This window comes from Chitinophaga polysaccharea, from assembly GCF_902150045.1.
GTDB classification, from domain to species: domain Bacteria; phylum Bacteroidota; class Bacteroidia; order Chitinophagales; family Chitinophagaceae; genus Chitinophaga; species Chitinophaga polysaccharea_A.
In genome coordinates this window covers 559,716-577,246 of sequence record NZ_CABFVU010000002.1, presented here as the reverse complement: position 1 = coordinate 577,246, position 17,531 = coordinate 559,716, and the positions used below count along the sequence as shown (strand labels likewise).

Annotated in this window: 16 protein-coding genes; 8 read left to right on the top strand and 8 right to left on the bottom strand. The window is 45.6% G+C overall.

Going from position 1 to position 17,531, the window contains the following annotated elements:
- Nucleotides 1-147 precede the first annotated feature (147 nt).
- The 5 genes from rpsJ to fusA form a co-directional block, all read right to left on the bottom strand.
- Nucleotides 148-453: a 30S ribosomal protein S10 gene (gene rpsJ / locus FN124_RS16950; protein WP_012789286.1), complete on the bottom strand. Its 306-nt coding sequence runs from the start codon at nucleotides 451-453 to the stop codon at nucleotides 148-150.
- Between the two features lie 1,870 nt (nucleotides 454-2,323).
- Nucleotides 2,324-2,938 carry an outer membrane beta-barrel protein gene (locus tag FN124_RS16945; protein WP_142685973.1) on the bottom strand — a complete coding sequence of 205 codons (615 nt, stop codon included), beginning with the start codon at nucleotides 2,936-2,938 and terminating at the stop codon, nucleotides 2,324-2,326.
- 382 nt (nucleotides 2,939-3,320) lie between these two features.
- A complete protein-coding gene (locus FN124_RS16940) occupies nucleotides 3,321-4,097 on the bottom strand; it encodes a polysaccharide deacetylase family protein (RefSeq protein ID WP_142685972.1) in 777 nt (258 codons plus the stop codon).
- Nucleotides 4,098-4,101: 4 nt separating this feature from the next.
- Complete coding sequence (locus FN124_RS16935) at nucleotides 4,102-4,827, bottom strand: glycosyltransferase (RefSeq protein ID WP_185937244.1); 726 nt, start codon at nucleotides 4,825-4,827, stop codon at nucleotides 4,102-4,104.
- A 349-nt stretch (nucleotides 4,828-5,176) separates the two neighbouring features.
- Complete coding sequence (gene fusA, locus FN124_RS16930) at nucleotides 5,177-7,321, bottom strand: elongation factor G (protein ID WP_209862994.1); 2,145 nt, start codon at nucleotides 7,319-7,321, stop codon at nucleotides 5,177-5,179.
- Nucleotides 7,322-7,782: 461 nt separating this feature from the next.
- Between fusA and FN124_RS16925 the strand changes: the two genes are divergently transcribed.
- The 5 genes from FN124_RS16925 (at nucleotide 7,783) to FN124_RS16905 (ending at nucleotide 13,556) form a co-directional block, all read left to right on the top strand.
- Nucleotides 7,783-8,289, top strand: a complete 507-nt coding sequence (locus FN124_RS16925; protein WP_142685969.1) for a T9SS type A sorting domain-containing protein — start codon at nucleotides 7,783-7,785, stop codon at nucleotides 8,287-8,289.
- A gap of 27 nt (nucleotides 8,290-8,316) precedes the next feature.
- Nucleotides 8,317-9,495: a type IX secretion system outer membrane channel protein PorV gene (gene porV, locus FN124_RS16920; RefSeq protein ID WP_142685968.1), complete on the top strand. Its 1,179-nt coding sequence runs from the start codon at nucleotides 8,317-8,319 to the stop codon at nucleotides 9,493-9,495.
- Between the two features lie 42 nt (nucleotides 9,496-9,537).
- Nucleotides 9,538-9,972 carry a hypothetical protein gene (locus tag FN124_RS16915; RefSeq protein WP_142685967.1) on the top strand — a complete coding sequence of 145 codons (435 nt, stop codon included), beginning with the start codon at nucleotides 9,538-9,540 and terminating at the stop codon, nucleotides 9,970-9,972.
- 32 nt (nucleotides 9,973-10,004) lie between these two features.
- Nucleotides 10,005-13,151 (top strand): DUF8740 domain-containing protein, encoded by a 3,147-nt coding sequence (locus FN124_RS31650; RefSeq protein WP_185937243.1) that lies wholly within the window; start codon nucleotides 10,005-10,007, stop codon nucleotides 13,149-13,151.
- A gap of 156 nt (nucleotides 13,152-13,307) precedes the next feature.
- Nucleotides 13,308-13,556, top strand: coding sequence for a hypothetical protein (locus FN124_RS16905; RefSeq protein ID WP_142685966.1), 249 nt, complete (start codon nucleotides 13,308-13,310; stop codon nucleotides 13,554-13,556).
- Nucleotides 13,557-13,565: 9 nt separating this feature from the next.
- On the opposite strand, the gene rpsG is transcribed toward FN124_RS16905, so the two are convergent.
- The 3 genes from rpsG to FN124_RS16890 form a co-directional block, all read right to left on the bottom strand.
- Nucleotides 13,566-14,033 carry a 30S ribosomal protein S7 gene (gene rpsG / locus FN124_RS16900; RefSeq protein ID WP_142685965.1) on the bottom strand — a complete coding sequence of 156 codons (468 nt, stop codon included), beginning with the start codon at nucleotides 14,031-14,033 and terminating at the stop codon, nucleotides 13,566-13,568.
- A gap of 29 nt (nucleotides 14,034-14,062) precedes the next feature.
- The gene (gene rpsL / locus FN124_RS16895) at nucleotides 14,063-14,443 is read right to left on the bottom strand and encodes a 30S ribosomal protein S12 (protein WP_012789278.1); all 381 of its coding nucleotides are present in this window, start codon (nucleotides 14,441-14,443) and stop codon (nucleotides 14,063-14,065) included.
- Nucleotides 14,444-14,731: 288 nt separating this feature from the next.
- On the bottom strand, nucleotides 14,732-15,832 hold the full coding sequence (locus FN124_RS16890; RefSeq protein ID WP_142685964.1) for a branched-chain amino acid aminotransferase: 1,101 nt from the start codon (nucleotides 15,830-15,832) through the stop codon (nucleotides 14,732-14,734).
- A gap of 131 nt (nucleotides 15,833-15,963) precedes the next feature.
- Between FN124_RS16890 and FN124_RS16885 the strand changes: the two genes are divergently transcribed.
- Genes FN124_RS16885 through FN124_RS16875 form a run of 3 tightly spaced genes read left to right on the top strand, consistent with a single transcriptional unit; the run spans nucleotide 15,964 to nucleotide 17,524 of the window.
- Nucleotides 15,964-16,461 carry a hypothetical protein gene (locus FN124_RS16885; protein WP_142685963.1) on the top strand — a complete coding sequence of 166 codons (498 nt, stop codon included), beginning with the start codon at nucleotides 15,964-15,966 and terminating at the stop codon, nucleotides 16,459-16,461.
- Between the two features lie 17 nt (nucleotides 16,462-16,478).
- Nucleotides 16,479-17,063, top strand: a complete 585-nt coding sequence (gene rdgB / locus FN124_RS16880; protein WP_142685962.1) for an RdgB/HAM1 family non-canonical purine NTP pyrophosphatase — start codon at nucleotides 16,479-16,481, stop codon at nucleotides 17,061-17,063.
- Nucleotides 17,064-17,083: 20 nt separating this feature from the next.
- Nucleotides 17,084-17,524: an acyl-CoA thioesterase gene (locus FN124_RS16875; protein WP_142685961.1), complete on the top strand. Its 441-nt coding sequence runs from the start codon at nucleotides 17,084-17,086 to the stop codon at nucleotides 17,522-17,524.
- Nucleotides 17,525-17,531 lie beyond the last annotated feature (7 nt).

Below are 17,531 nucleotides of genomic sequence, written 5' to 3'. Positions count from 1 at the left end.
CAGGATGGGCGGTTTAAATACATTTATTGGGCGGCCGCCCAGAAGGCGCGACCTATGTTTGTTTGTTAAAATTGTTATCCCGCTGGTAATCAACAAGATAACCATAAATCAATAAAAGGCCGGCCTTTCGCCCGCCTCGCTGTTGTCCTATGCTTTAATTTCAACTTCCACTCCGGAAGGCAGATCGAGCTTGCTCAGCGCGTCTACAGTTCTGGAAGAAGACGTGTATATATCCAGTAAACGTTTGTGTGTACACAGTTGGAACTGCTCGCGCGCTTTCTTATTTACGTGCGGAGAACGTAATACTGTAAATATTTTCTTCTCGGTAGGTAAAGGAATTGGACCTGTTACCACGGCACCCGTGTTACGCACGGTTTTAACGATCTTCTCAGCAGACTTGTCTACCAGGTTATGATCGTAGGACTTCAGCTTGATTCTTATTCTCTGAGACATATGCAATGAACTTCTTCTTGTTTTTTCCCAATACAATTTGGGAGGGCAAAGGTAACCCGTTTTTTCTATTTGGCAAATAATTCTCAGGAAAAAATAAAAGAAACCGGGCAAGGGGCTGGCTCCGGAGGCGATAGAAGTGCAGTAAAAATGATATTATCCGGTATTAAGGCTTCAGAAATCATTCATTGTGTGTAGATTAAGCCTTAAGGTAACTTCACATGCTCGTTTCGACAAATATAGGAAAACAAATTTCAAAACCAAAAAAAGGAGAATTTCTTTACAATTTTTTTCCGGGAGATGGGAAAACGGAGAAACTGTGGGAGGAGGAGATCCCAAACAGGTAGATCCTAACATCGGATTCCCTGCCTGCTGGTAGAGACCGGGAAATTAAAGTATTGTATTTCAATGCAACACGCCCCTCAACCATTTCAGACCCAGAATTAAGATATTGTATTCCGGGAACTTCCTTACCAGGGATAACTGCCCCGGGGATATTCAAAGCAGGTAAAAAATACATGGGGGAAAGTGATATGCAAAAAGAAGAGCAAACCTAAAAGAGAAAAGGTTGTTCCCGCTTACCTGGAACAACCCATCTCCGAATAATTAAAGTGGTTTGATGATCTGTGGTCAAACGACCCAATAACCATTAAAGTGGTAAACTACCTAATAATGAACTAATTAATCCTAAGACTAATGTCAGCAGTTGATTCAGTAAATCCATGGAAAAGGTTTTTATAAGATACTGCCTACTCTATTCCCTGGTTTTCGGCATCCCCAGTTGTTATTCAGTTAACACGACTAAATTAAAAGCTATCAATCAATATTCAGTCGTTCATTTTGTTCATTTCAAACAGTTAACAAGCATCCGTTCATTCAGCTGCTATAGCGTCTTTACAGCGATATCAGGTTTAAATAAAGAGGCTGTTCCGGTGTGGAACAGCCTCCAGGATGATGTGTGTAAGGGAAATAGTTTCATCAAGTACGGAACAATCCCTTACTGACAGGAGTCCTTATTACAGGCCACCCAGCAGAGATTTCAGCAGAGCAACCAGTGTTGCCAGCAATTGAGTCAGTAAATTCATAAGATAGTTTTTACTACGGGTGACACCTACTCTCTTTCTTTGGTTTTCGGCAATCCCAGGTACACTTCTTTTTAAGTGTGCGTCGAAATTAACAGCTATTCATATAATTACGTTCGTTCATTTTGTTCAGTTCGGCATCCTGGTGTACTGCTGTTCAATGAGCCATCATGGCGTACTCCCATTAAATGATAAAAGCCCCGGCAAATACCGGGGCTTTCATCATTTAACATTGATGGCTGCTCAATGTTATAAAAGCTGTTTGGGAACTACCGGCAAGCGGATCTGTATTCACCACATATGCAGTTACGCTCATGTTTCAATACCCGGTTGTACTGGTATAGGACTCATAGTACAGGTTAAATGCCGCCGAGTGCAGATACCAGCAATGCCCAGCAGCCTTTTTCAGAAATGTGTTTAGTGCATCAGGGATTATAAAAGCGCCTACTCCTTCATATGTTTTTCGGCAATCCCATTGAGACTAAAGATTACAGTGCGCCCACTACAGTGCTCAGGAACCTAAGCACTGCCTGGAGAATAGTGTTTAACATACCGGGAATATTTACGGATGTGGTGCTTACTCTATATTGGGTTTTCAGCATCCCCCTGTCTGTGCCCTCACAGACGGCTACTAAAATAAGTGGTTCCGGTAAAAAAGCTCCTGTTCAATTAGTTCATTCCAAGTCCAGTTGTTCATTTTATTCAGCAACTGTAACAGGTAGGATCCCTTATAACAGCAACGGCGGCAATAATACATTGCCGCCGTTGCTGAACTTGTTTTTATATTAAAATTACTTTCCGGTTTCTTCCCTGTAGATCTGTTTAGCTTTTGCCGATGGCAGATAGATCTGGAAACCTACACCCAGGCTAAGCCGGTTAGCAGTAGTTGAATTACCACCACCTACGGTAAGGTCATACTTAAACAATCCTTCCAAACCTATATTAGGCGTGATAAAATAAGAAATACCGGGGCCAATGCCAACATTAAAACCATTGGTAGAAGCACCACTCGCGGGGTTTGTACCGGCAAATCCGGCATTTGCTTCCACGAAGAACCGCGTTCTCTTGGAAAACTCCAGCTTTCTGACGTTTTTATCCTCCACAAAGTAACGGGCAAAAGCGCCAACACCATAAGTCGTATTGGATGCTCTCACATCGGTCGTTTTATTCTTTGTGGTGTTTGCGCCAAAATTAACATAGCCACCAATAGCAAGACCGTCCTTGATAAACCAACCTATCTTCGGTGACAGATTAAAATTAAAAGCAGTGCTCTCTTTTTGGAAAGTAACATTAAGATTGGTCAGATCGGCGCCTACCATAATATTACCTTTCTGAATTTGAGCGTTAGCAGCAGAACTAAACAATACAGCCGCAAATGCAAGGGTTAAGAGACGAATTCTTTTCATAGTCTGATTTTTAGTTTTAACAATTTACATGTTGAATGAATAAGAAATTAGCAGGTAAACGCTTTCCGTTTACAATTAATAGTGCTGATATCAGCCGTAAAAAATAAAGGCAGGGGATAATGGGGAGTAGCTTCACATCGTCAAACAAACATCATCACGTGTTAACAACAACTGTTGTAGCGCAAAACTACTGAAAATGAATCTAATAAATACTCATTCTTCAAAAAAAATCTAAAAACTCCAGGATCAGATCCCTTCATTTATTCTCTCTACATGAATACTTATCCTTATTCATTATTACTATAACATTTGAATTTCCAATGTTGTTGCATAAAAACAGGAATCATGCCAAAAGAATAAGGAGATCATCAGCTGAAACAGATCAGGAGCGGTCTTTCAGCAGATCTGCATGTGTGCAGAAAATTCCCTGATGCTGTAAGAAACTTAGGAATCCATCCATTTTCTGCCGCATCTTTTCTCCCGAAACCTGTTTGATATAAACGGGCAGTTCGTAGGCGTTAATATCACTTAATTCCCATGGATGGAAATAAAAAGAGAGATAAGCGTCCTTTTTCAATATCCTTTTACTGAAGTGGCGGGTTATCCACAGGGGCATATTTTTTACGCTCAGCCAGAACAGCGGATATCTTAGTAAAGGAGATACTGAAGAAGGAATGATCCAGGTATCCTGCTCTTTAAACACAGTTCTTGGCAGGTGCCGGTTATTGTACCTGCCGGGAAGCCAGGTAGGGTTCACGGAGGCGTCATACAGGTAACCGGCCGCTTTGAGCGCCCGCATATTTACCTTGCGGAGGCGTGGCATACGGAAACCCTGCACCGGCTGACCGCTGATCTCCTGCAGGGCCAGGCGGGAACCTTCCAGGTCGGCTTCCGTAAAAGAGCTGTGGTAATAGGCATGAGAAGCTATTTCATGCTTTGCAGCCATCTGCCTGATCAATTCAGGATAGTGCTGCGCCCAGTAGGCGGTGACAAAAAAAGTAGCGCGTACGTTATATTTCTCAAATAAAGCCAATGTTGCCTGCAGACCATTCCTGGAAACTTCCAGTTTCTCCTGGAGGGGCACCTGCTGACCAAATTCTTCCGGGATATCAAATTCTTCCACATCTACACTGATCAATATCCTGTTCCTATGTTCCATAAAGTTAAGCGGCAGATGAGCTGAAAATAATCCTGCAGTAATTCATTACCTCCTTCATTAAAAGTTTGGTTCTGAAAGATGAAAACTGGATACCCGGCCGGCAAGATACTGCAACTGCGCCTATCTTGAGATGTGAACGCTTACCTGCCTGGTATAAAAATTCACTATCGTAAAGAAAACCATCAATACGGGTAGAGAGCAGGATATTTCTTCCATAAACATTAAAACCCTTCAGCCCGGCCTGGGCGTCCTCCACTTTAAGGTTCAGTACCCGCCGGTTCAGCAGGCGGCTGATCCTGGTTATAATGCGGCGCTTATGGGGTAATTTATGAAGATAGGCCTCTCCCCTTTCACCAGCTACCACATCCATGCCCCGGAGCAAACCATCATATGCTTCTTTTACAGCATTTACACCAAACGGAAAATCCAAATCAGTGTATACCTGGAACGCATGTTGAGAGCGCTTTACACCTTCCCTCACCGCAAATCCCTTACCACGGTTGCGGGTATAACTGACAATGATGATTCCAGGGATAGCCACTTCCAGCCAGGTAATATGCTGAGGGGTAAAATTTTTTACGGAACCATCATTCACAAGAATAAGCTGAACAGGTGTATCGCCCATAAGAGTTGTTATCTCGTGGTAATGCCTGATAAGTGATTCCACCCAGGGACCCGCAGGATTCCAGCAGGGCAGAATCAAATCCAGACCGGGAGTTAATGAGACCATTTCTCCCGATGTATGTACCACAGTTGTAGGAGGTGCTTGTAATAACTCTAATGACATAATTCAAAGGCTATCAGTAAATAATACCGGTTGGGACAGTTTATAATCCACTATACCTATGACGTCAAAAGGGAAATCTCCCCCTATCAAGCAGCCCAATAATAAAAAAGGTCCTGTAAAACAGGACCTCTGGCAGTTAGCAAAAAGTAAATTGCAGTTGTAGGTTATTGCTATTGTAAAATATCGAATATTCTTTTCATGACAATAGCATTTTCATGTCAGTCAGAGTTCTGAAAAGCAGAAAGGTTGTCCCGCTTTCGCAGAACAACCTTTCTGGTATAAAAAGCTAAGATTAAGCGTTTACTTTGCCTTTCACTTTTGCAATCACTTCTTCAGACACGTTATTTGGTGCAGGAGCATAGTGAGAAAACTCCATGATGGAGCTTGCGCGGCCGGAAGACAGGGAACGCAGCTGAGTTACGTAACCGAACATTTCGCTCAGTGGCACTTTAGCCTTGATAACCTGTACACCGTTTTTAGAGTCCATACCTTCCAGCATACCACGACGACGGTTGAGGTCACCTGTAACATCACCCATGTATTGGTCAGGAGTCTGTACTTCTACTTTCATGATCGGCTCAAGCAATACTGGTTTAGCCTTGCGGGCAGCTTCACGGAAAGCTTGTTTGGCGCACAATTCGAACGACATGGCGTCGGAATCCACCTGGTGGAATGAACCATCGAACAGGCGAACCTTTAAGCTGGTCAGCGGGAAGTTTGCAAGCACACCCTGGTTGAGTGACTGTTCAAAACCTTTCTGTACAGCAGGGATGAACTCTTTAGGGATAGCACCACCAAAGATGTCGTTGATGAACTGCAGGGATTTACCTTCGTTCTCTTTCAGCCATTCGGCATCAGCAGGTCCGATTTCTATCTGGATATCGGCAAATTTACCACGACCACCGGTTTGTTTCTTGAATACCTCGCGGTGTTCAACTTTGGTAGTGAGGGCTTCTTTGTAAGCAACCTGAGGAGCGCCCTGGTTTACTTCTACCTTGAATTCGCGGCGCATACGGTCAACGATGATTTCAAGGTGCAACTCACCCATACCGCTCAATACGGTCTGACCTGTTTCTTCGTCGGTTTTTGCTTTCAGGGTAGGATCTTCTTCTACCAGTTTGGCAATGGCCATACCCATTTTATCAACGTCTGCCTGAGTTTTAGGCTCAATGGCAATGTGGATAACCGGTTCAGGGAAGGTCATAGATTCCAGGATAATCGGTGCTTTTTCATCGCACAGGGTATCACCGGTTTTGATATCTTTAAAACCAACAGCAGCACCGATATCACCAGCTTCGATGAAATCGATAGGGTTCTGCTTGTTAGCGTGCATCTGCATGATACGGCTGATACGCTCGTTTTTGCCGGTACGGGTGTTCAGTACATAAGAACCTGCATCCAGGTGACCGGAATAAACCCGGAAGAACGCCAGACGACCTACGAAAGGATCGGTTGCAATTTTGAACGCCAGTGCAGCCAGTGGTTCTTTAGCAGAAGGTTTACGTTCCAGTTCTTCACCGCTATCGGGATCAGTACCTTTTACAGCTTCAACATCCAGCGGAGAAGGCAGGTAGCGGCAAACCGCATCCAGCATTTTCTGTACGCCTTTGTTTTTGAAGGAGGAACCGCACATCATCGGGATGATAGCGATATCGATAGTAGCCTTACGGATAGCTTCGTGGATCTCATCTTCAGAAATTGAATTAGGATCTTCGAAGAATTTCTCCATGAGGGTATCATCGTATTCAGCAACCGCTTCCACGAGTTTAGCTCTCCATTCTTCTGCTTCAGCCACCATATCTTCCGGAATAGGAACTTCCTGGTAGGTAGCGCCTTTACCTTCTTCGTCCCAGATAATACCTTTCATGGTGATCAGATCTACCACACCTTTGAAGGTGTCTTCAGCTCCGATCGGCAGGGTTAAAGGCACAGGGTTAGCACCCAGCATTTCTTTAACCTGTTTTACCACGTTCAGGAAGTCTGCACCGGAACGGTCCATTTTATTAACGAAACCGATACGTGGTACACGGTAGCGGTTAGCCTGGCGCCAAACGGTTTCAGACTGAGGTTCAACACCGGATACAGCGCAGAATAATGCTACCAGACCATCCAATACACGGAGAGAACGTTCTACCTCTACGGTAAAGTCCACGTGACCCGGGGTATCGATGATATTGAATTTATATTGTTTGGTATCAGGTAAGGCTTTACCTTGTAAGGTTGGAAAATTCCAGAAACAAGTGGTTGCCGCAGATGTGATGGTAATACCTCTCTCCTGCTCCTGTGCCATCCAGTCCATTGTAGCAGCACCCTCGTGCACCTCTCCAATTTTGTGGGATTTACCTGTATAATACAGGATACGTTCTGTGGTAGTGGTTTTACCCGCATCGATGTGCGCCGCAATACCAAAGTTCCTTTGAAATTTTAAGTCTGCCATAATATTAAAGTGACTAAATAATGCAATTTGGGGGGCAAAGGTAATTTATTTTTAACAATAAATAAAATGACCTTCTTTTCCAAATTGTTATTTCTCAAAAACAGACGATAGTCTTATTCATATTATATTTAATAATTATAAATAGTTCTGCGAAAACCAGTTTTTAGACGGTAGCGACCACTTTTTTATCAATTTCCACCAAAAGTTAAATTGACGTTTTCCAGGTGTTATAATTCTGTCATATTTGTGAAGCATTGTAAACCGGATATACCTGAAGACTGAGTATTAAAAATACAGCGAAGACCAAGATTTGAAAAATCGGTTTCCCTTAAATAAAATCGTCATGAAATAGAAAGATACTCCACGCGCTTGTATAACAGGCAGATAAGTTACTTACTATTGTACCCTTCCTGTCCGGCGCTGTAGCAGTTCCTGAACCTTTTACTTATAACCATACATATATGAGATCAATTGTACTCAGATGCACGCTCGCACTGTTGCTGCCCGTATGCGCCTATATTTCATCCCATGCCCAGGTAGTGCTTAAGCGCCAGGTGGTTGCCAACGCGGGCGGTTCCGCGGTGGTTCAGAACATTCAGTTCCAGTATACAGTAGGTGAGCCTGTCATTTTACCGATAACAGATGGCAGGGTATTGCTGACACAGGGATTTCAGCAACCGGAAGATTTTATAAAGCTGACACCGGGGGTAAACCCTGTAAAGAGCTATATACTGTTTCCCAATCCGGCTATCACCAACACCAGGGTTGTATTTGACCTGCTGGCAAAAGTAAATGTAACCCTTGAACTGATCAACCCCGCCGGACAGGTGATACATCACCAGTTCCTGGAAATGGGCCCGGGCAAAAGCACCGTGGTACTGCCTGTAAATCATTTTGCCTCCGGTATTTACACCGTTATGCTGAATGTAAACGGCAATGTGTTCTTTGAGAAACTTATTGTGCAATAACAAGATCACCCTTTAACAGATGATATTATGAAATACAGTTATACACTCGTGCTTTTTGCCGGGATACTGGCTACAGGTATGCGGTTAACGGCACAAAAAGCCACTCAGAAACCTCCAAATATCGGCGCCAGTTTCCTGCTGGTTAACCCCGACACCAGGAGCAGCGGCACCGGAGATGCTGCCACCGGTTTATCAGCAGACGCCAACTCCCTGTTCTCAAATGCCGCTAAAATAGTATTTGCAGGCGACTGGGGTGTGAGCGCCAATTATTCGCCCTGGATGTGGGAGCTGAACAATAATAAGTCAAACATGGCTTATGTATCTGGTTACAAAACCTGGAACGGAACAGAAGGTATAGGACTTTCCATGAAGTACTTTAATTATGGCTCCGTTACATTCCGGGATGATAACGGCACAGTACTGCAGGATTACAATCCCAAAGAATTTGCCATAGATGGTACCTATGCCAGAAAACTGGGCAACCACACATCGCTGGCGCTCAGCATGCGGTACGTGCGCAGCCAGCTTGGACAAGGCTCCTATAATAATATCCAGCAGAAACCGGCATCAGCTGTTGCGGGTGATATCAGCTATTATTACCAGAACAGTGTAGACAAGCTGGATTTCGGCAACCGCTATTGTTTTGGAGTAAGTATTACCAATATAGGCACAAAGCTGCAATACTCAGATGATAACAACAGGAAGAGCTTTCTGCCCATGAACCTCCGTATCGGTGGCGGCTATACGTTTGTACACACCTATGAACACGAATTCACCCTTTCTGTAGACATCAATAAACTACTGGTGCCTACCCCTCCCTTGTATGCACTGGATTCCAATGGCATAGAAACCAGCCAGATCCTGAAAGGTAAAGATCCGGACCGCGGTATTGTGGACGCCATGTTCTCATCTTTCGGCGATGCTCCCGGTGGTTTTCATGAAGAACTAAGAGAGTTCACCATCGGATCAGGGGTTGAATATGCCTACAGACAGGCATTTTTTGTACGGGCAGGATATTTCTATGAACATCCCAACAAGGGCTACCGGCAACATTTTTCAGCAGGACTGGGCGTTCGCGTATCCAATCTTGCACTGGATATCGCTTACCAATTGCCCACAGGTGAGAGCCTGATCCAGAAAAGAACCCTGAAGTTCTCGCTGGTCTATAACATAGGAGGAAACCGGGACGAAGCCATACAACCATAAACTAATCCATTATTCAGCCACTTATCTGCTAAAATACCCAACATGAAAAACGAATCTATAACACCCAATATGAAGCCACTGATCATACTCGCATTTCTTTTGTTTGCAGGGTTCATTCCCGGCGTTTTTGCACAGGAATCTGTTAAGCCGGAAAATACCGGCGGGAATACTGGAAAGGTAAGGGACGCGTTATTCCCCACATTCCAGAAAGACATTGCTGAGCTGAACAAAAGATCGGCTCCGCCTGCAATGGATCGTGCGGAGGTTTCAAAAGACGCAAAAACACGTCTTTTTACCAACTACCAGGCACAGCATAGTAATGCTGCGCTCCGGTCGCGTACTTCCCAAAGCAAGACAAGACCCCTTCCGTCTGACAGTGCCGCGGTGGCACGACCGGATAACCAGGCCGGTAAACAAGTTATTCCTCCTATACCTAACCAGGACGGCGGAGCATCACCTAAACCCAAAAAGAATTAAGCGCATCGTAAACTATTACAAAAATGATTATTATGAAAAAGATATGCTACCTGACCTTCCTGCTGTTGATGGTATCATTTCAAATTGTACGGGCACAAAGTGGGTTAACCGGAACCAACTACCAGGCAATAGCCCGCAATACGAATGGAACGATACTCAGCAACCAATCCTTAACGGTGCGTTTTTCTATTTTGGGCGGTTCTGCGGCAGGACCTGTACAATACCAGGAAACGCATAATACTACCACCAATACCCTGGGCCTATTTACTTTACAAATAGGTAAAGGAACTCCTTTAAGCGGTACTTACAGTGGTGTTCCATGGGCAAATGCCAATCAGTACCTAAAAGTAGAAGTATCTATAAATGGTGGTAATTTTAATGAATTGGGAACCTCTCAATTAATGAGCGTTCCCTATGCCTTGTATGCCGCCAATGGTAATCCTGGTCCTGCCGGACCAGCAGGTGCTACAGGTCCTGCCGGCCCTAAGGGCGATCCCGGTGCGGTGGGACCCGTAGGGCCAATTGGACCGGCGGGACCTGCCGGCGCTAAAGGAGATCCTGGTGTAGCCGGACCAGCAGGTCCCGTTGGACCAGTTGGACCCGTAGGACCGGCAGGTGCTAAGGGTGATCCCGGTGTAGCCGGACCAGCGGGACCCATTGGCCCAGTTGGACCTGTAGGACCAGCAGGTGCTAAGGGTGATCCCGGTGTAGCCGGACCTGTAGGACCTGTAGGCCCCATTGGCCCAGCAGGCCCCCAGGGACCTGCAGGTGATATTAACGGTGTTGCTGCAGGTGGTGATCTTTCAGGTACCTATCCTAATCCCCTGATAGGAGATGGTAAAGTAACACTGGCAAAAATTGCGGCAGGCGTGATTCCTACTACCCTTCCTCCCAACGGCCCTGCCGGAGGGGACCTTTCAGGCACTTACCCCAACCCGGTTGTAAAGGGATTGCAGGGCCAGCCGGTAAGCAATGTGGCTCCCGCAGCAGGCCAGATTCTTAAGTTTGATGGTGCACAATGGGCTGCGGGTGCGCCTCCGGGAGGTGGCCTTACCTTACCCTTTGTTGCCACAGAAAATAACGCCTCCACACTTTTCAGCATTACCAATAATGGCGACGGCACCTCCGTTGAAGGGGTGAATAATACTCCCACCTCCAATATTGCGGCCATAAGGGGTATTGTTAGCTCCACCTCCCCAGGTGGCTTTTCCAGCGCGGTGAGAGGTATCAATAACGGTACCGGTGGTTTAGGCGTTGGTGTTTATGGATCCCAGAACGGATCTGGCTGGGGCGTGTATGGTACTACTCCCAACGGGCTTGGCGTGTATGGCAACGCCTCTGCCAATGGAACCGGCGTATATGCCAACAGTAATACAGGCACCGGGTTAACTGCTACCAGCAACAATGGTATCCCGGCGAGTATTTCAATTTTTAACAATGCCAATAACAATAATGCCCTGGTTGTTAATTCAGTAGGAAATGGCACGGTGGTGAATGTAACTACAACCGGCAACGGAGCCGGCGTACGCAGCAGCACCGCCGCCGGATTTGGCGTTCATGGCATTACCAGCGCCCAGACATCAGCCGGTGTTGTAGGCGATAATAACGGCGGCGGCGAAGCTGTAGTGGGCAGAACCACCAGCGATATTGCAGGAGCCGTTGTGGGCCGGAATGATGGCGGTGGTTACGGCGTACGTGGATTTATTGCGACCAACACCAGTAATACGGGAATAGGTGTTTTAGGCCAGGTAGGTTTAAACAACAGTACGGGCAGGGCCGGTCGTTTTGAGAACTTCAACAACACCAATACTGAAGCAAACGTACTGGAAGTGGAAAGCAACGGTAATGGTAATATCCCAGATAATACGCGGGGTAATGCTTCTTCATTCCTGTTAAACAATACCAACAGTGTTGGAGCTGCCGTAAGAGCTGAGGTAAATACCATTTTTGGCAACTTCGGAGCGGCTGGAGTATTTGGGGTTTCTTCTGGCACCGGCGGCCGTGCCGGCTTGTTCTACGCTTCCAATCCTTCAGGTAATGGCGCGTCGCTGATAGCGCTCACAGATGGTAATGGTAACGCTATTACCGCCAATGCCGGAAAAGATGGCAATGGGGTGGAAACAAACATAGATGGAGCAGGTAACGCCCTGTATGCGTGGGTTCCTACTTTTGCTACAGGCCGGGCTGGCAGGTTCGAGATTTTTAACGAAAACAACACCAGTGATGTCATGACTGTTAAAACAGTGGGCAATGGCATTGCCGGTAATTTTAAAGTAGACAAAACAACAGCTACTTCTCCAGCTGTTAAGGGGGAAGTAAACTCCATGTTTGCCAATTTTGGAACAGCAGGTATATACGGGGTTTCTTCCGGTACCGGGGGATACGCCGGCTTATTTTATTCCTCTAACCCTGCAGGAAGTGGCCCCGCAGTACTCGCCCTGACAGAAGGTAGTGGCAATGGTATAACAGCCAATGCCGGCGGCACTGGGGATGGTGTTGAAGCTTCCTGTGATGGAAGTGGAAATGCTATTTCCGGCTTTGTACCCAACTTTGGAACAGGTAAAGCTGGCAGGTTTGCCAACTTTAATAATGCCAACAGCCAACCAGTGGTACATATTACTACTACTGGTACCGGCAATGGTATGCTTATTAATCACCAGGGACCATCCGGAAGTGTTGCGGTATTCCAGAGCGCCAGTGTGAATGTAGCCCGCATCAATAAAGCAGGCAGGGGTTTCTTTAACGGCGGCACCCAGAACAGTGGTGCGGATGTGGCCGAATCATTTGCAGTAGCCGGCGAGCGCAACACCTATGAAGCCGGGGATGTACTGGTGATCTCTACACATACAGACCGTATGGTGGAAAAATCTTCCGGTGCTTACTCAACGCTGGTTGCGGGTGTGTTTGCCACCAAGCCGGGATTACTGTTAACCGAGAAGGATATTGACGCCGACCTGGACACCGAAGTGCCAATGGGGGTAATAGGAGTGATTCCAACAAAAGTATGTAACGAGAATGGGGTTATCCATCGCGGGGATCTGCTGGTTACATCCAGTAAAGCCGGTTATGCAATGAAAGCCGATATAAATAAAGTGAAACCGGGCCAGGTACTTGGCAAAGCGCTGCAGGAGTTTGATGGTACAGAAGGTAAGATCAAGGTGTTGGTGAATGTAAAATAAGTGTTCCTGGATATAGCGAAAGGCGGGCATCTGCGGATGTCCGCCTTTTTTATATAGAACCTGCTTCGGAAGTTTCCTGCAATTTATAAGCCCGGATTATTTGCATTCGCTACGCTGTTTTGCAAGCCTTCAAAGGAAGTTGCAACAAGGAAAGTAATGCCAGGAGGAGCTTGCCGGTATCTGCAAATGCCGTTTGGCAATGCCATGTATGCCATCGGCGGCAACCTGAAGCCAGGCGGAACCTGCAAATATGTAAAAATGCCGCAACCTGCGGCTGGCAGTAACAGGATCAGGTGGCCGGAACTGCAACGGTTCGGTTGGATTAACATTATCACTACTTATCAACACAAAAAGGCAAACAGCTCCGGAAGGAACTGTTTGCCAAATATATTGAGTTGCCTGTGAGGGCTATAACTAGATTCTGAAGTGAGAGAAAGCTTTGTTAGCTTCAGCCATACGGTGAGTATCTTCCTTCTTCTTGAATGCTGCGCCTTCACCTTTACTTGCTGCTACGATTTCGTTTGCGAGCTTATCAGCCATGCTCTTACCGTTTCTTTCGCCGGCGTAGCGTACTAACCATTTGATGCTCAGGGATATTTTTCTATCCGGGCGAACTTCCGCAGGGATCTGGAAAGTAGCACCACCAATACGGCGGCTTCTAACTTCCACACCAGGAGTAACGTTAGCTAATGCTTTTCTCCAAACCTCATAACCGTTTTCACCGGTCATGGTGCTTACTTTATCCACAGCATCGTAGAAAATTTTATAGGCAACGCTCTTCTTTCCTTGTTCCATTACGTTATTAACAAAGCGGGTTACCAGCTTGTCATTGAACCGAGGATCCGGAGCCAGAGGCAATTTCTTTGCAGCTTGCTTTCTCATTTATTGAAAATTACGACTATTTATAATTATTATTTTTTAGCCTTTTCCTTTTTAGTACCATATTTGGAACGGCTCTGCTTTCTGTCTTTCACACCTGCAGTATCCAGGGAACCGCGAACGATGTGGTAACGAACACCTGGTAAATCTTTTACCCTTCCACCACGGATCAGTACGATAGAGTGCTCCTGCAAGTTGTGACCTTCACCAGGGATATAGGCAATCACCTCAACTTTGTTGGTTAAACGCACCTTCGCTACCTTACGCAGAGCGGAGTTCGGTTTCTTAGGCGTGGTAGTGTATACACGAGTACAAACGCCACGACGCTGAGGGCAGCTATCTAATGCCCTGGACTTAGACTTAGCCCGGATAATTTCTCTTCCTTTTCTTACTAATTGTTGTATAGTAGGCATTCTTTACCTAGTTTTTTATGTCGGTTTACAATGACATCCAAATTCCCCACAAAGGGATTTTGGGACGGCAAAGGTAAAACTATATGTGTGAATAACAAAATTGTTTCGAAAATATTTTTGCCGGAATGATCTCCTGGTATAAACAGGGAAAGGTCTTATTATTCTGGTAGCAGCTCAGGATTACCAAAAACCGGACTGCAAAGGTATGATATCCCTTAGAAACTACCATAAAAAAACAGGACCTTTTTATTGGCCCTGTTCTTATATCGACAATAATATATAAAGTACTTATTCCCTGTCTATTAGATAGTTCCAATGCCTGATATCGGTAGCGCGGCCGGTACGGATATCATCCAACTGCCGGATTACTTCCGTGCCAACTTCATATTTGGTGGTATCCAGTTTAATCTGGGTTTCGAGATAATCCAACTGTTCTACATAAGCAACGCTGGAAGCAGTGCCGGTACCAAATACTTCCCTGAGCGTACCATTATTATAGGCGGTTACCACTTCATCAATGGAAATGGGTCTTTCCTCCACTTTAAGTCCCATATCTGCCAGCACATCCATCACGCTGGCGCGGGTTACCCCTTCCAGGATGGTTCCCTGGGTAAGGTCTGGTGTAATAGCTGTATTCCCGATAATGGCAAAAACGTTCATAGTGCCGCATTCCTGCAGGTATTTATGCTCATAGCCATCTACCCAGAGGATCTGGTCGTAGCCCTTCTTTTTTGCCTGCATGGTGGGATACATGGTACCACCGTAGTTACCTGCGGCTTTAGCATATCCAACACCGCCGGGGAAAGCCCGTACATATTTATCCTGTACCAGTAATTTAATGGGCTTATTAAAATAAGCACCGGAAGGTGAATTGATAATAACAAACTTATAAGTATCAGATGGGCGTACGCCGATAAATTCGTCTGCAGCAATCATAAAAGGACGAAGATAAAGTGAACAGCCCTTACCGGCAGGCACCCAGTTGCGGTCCAGGTCGATCAGCAAATCCATCCCTCCGATAAACAGCCACTCCGGTACCTGGGGCATTCCCATTCTTTCCGCAGAGGCGTTAAAGCGTTTATAATTATCGTATGGACGGAAGATCATAGGATGGCCTTCCGGGTCTTTGTAAGCCTTGATCCCTTCAAAAATGGCCTGCCCGTAATGCCAGGCAGCGTTTGAAGGACTTACAGACAGGTGCTGAAAAGGCAGTATCTCCGCATTTTTCCATTCTTTGCCGTCGAAATCGGCCACCAGCATATGGTCGGCATACATTCTACCAAATACCAGGTTATTGAAATCAACCTCACTCAACCTGCTTTGCGTAGTTTTGGTGACTTTGATCTTCTTAAGTGCCTCTTCCTTAACTGTTGATTTATCTACCATCATGGTTAATCAATTTTATCTCGATATTTTTACATTTTAATCGCTGTGCCACCGGCCCATTACGGAACCGGCAGTGCAAATAAACTGATTTTTCCCCAGAGGGGCTTTTCATATTAAAATAAACGATAATAAACATGTCGCTTGAGCAAACCCAACTTGATCCGTACTTCCTGGCTAAAATCTTTACCCAGCCAATCATTCCCGGGAAAAGCACGCCAGCTGCAGTCGCGGAAAAAGTGGCGCCCAAAGTCAAATATTTAGGAGAAAATCAAAAAAACATTGCGCTCTTCATACAAAATGGAAATGAAGCATACTTAAACGAGGAATTATTCAACCTCCTCACTAATATATTAAATGCCTGTAAACTGGGCATGCAGGATGTATCACTTATTAACATGATCCACTACCCTTCTCTTACCTTTGCTGACTGGCAGGCTGCCGTGAAGATAGAACGAAGCGTTATATTTGGGATTGCACCGGAGCAGCTTGGATTAAATGATATTCCCTCCTACCAGCTGGTAACGGTAAATGGTACCACCTTACTGTTTTCCGACGAATTATCGCTGATAGGCAGTGATAAAATATTGAAAGCCAGGCTATGGGCCGGATTAAAACAATTATTAGGCATCTAAATTTCTTTTCGAATTATATGAAGTTGATATTCGCTACCAATAACCAGAATAAAGTAAAAGAGTTCCGGTCGTTACTGGGAGATCAGTTCGAGATCATTACCCTCCTGGAAGCCGGCATCGATATAGATATCCCCGAGCCACACGATACACTGGAAGCCAATGCCACAGAAAAGTCTGTTACCATTCACCGGATGACCGGGGAAAACTGTTTCGCGGAAGATACCGGCCTCGAAATAGCCGCCCTCAACGGAGCACCGGGTGTACTGTCTGCCCGCTACGCGGGGGAACAGAAAGAGGCCGCCGACAATATCGCGAAGGTATTACGCGAACTGGAAGGGGAAACAAACCGCACCGCACAGTTCCGTACCGTTATTTCCCTGATACTGGATGGAAAGGAGTACCAGTTTGAGGGCGTGAGCAAAGGCCATATCACCACGGCCGTTAAAGGAGAAAAGGGATTTGGGTATGACCCCATCTTTATCCCCGAAGGAGAAACACGCGCCTTCGCGGAAATGGATCTTTCCGAAAAGAACAGGTATAGTCACCGGGCAAGGGCCTTCGAAAAATTTGTGGCTTTCCTTAAACAAACAACAAACGTTTAACATCTCTCTAAAAAATAACAATGGCAAGGATCAAGATAGATTTACCGGCAGCATTTCCATTCAGTTTTCAAATGCCCGTACGGATCCAGGATATTAATTATGGCAACCACGTAGGCAATGACGCTATCCTTTCTATTATACATGAAGCCCGGATCCGGTTCCTCGGCGCTCTCGGCTATAAAGAGCTGGATCACGAAACCGGCAGCGGTTTTATCATGGCTGATGTAGCAATTGCTTATAAAGGCGAAGGTTTTTATGGAGATATATTTGAAATAGCTGTTGCAGCGGGTGAATTTAACGCCCTGGGCTTTGAATTATTTTATCTTATCACTGCTAACCGTAACGGACAAACGATTACGATCGCGGAAGCTAAAACCGGCATGATATGTTTTGATTACAAAACACACAAAATAGTGAAACTGCCGGCGGATACGAAAGCACGCCTGGAAACGGGAAAATAAAAACAAC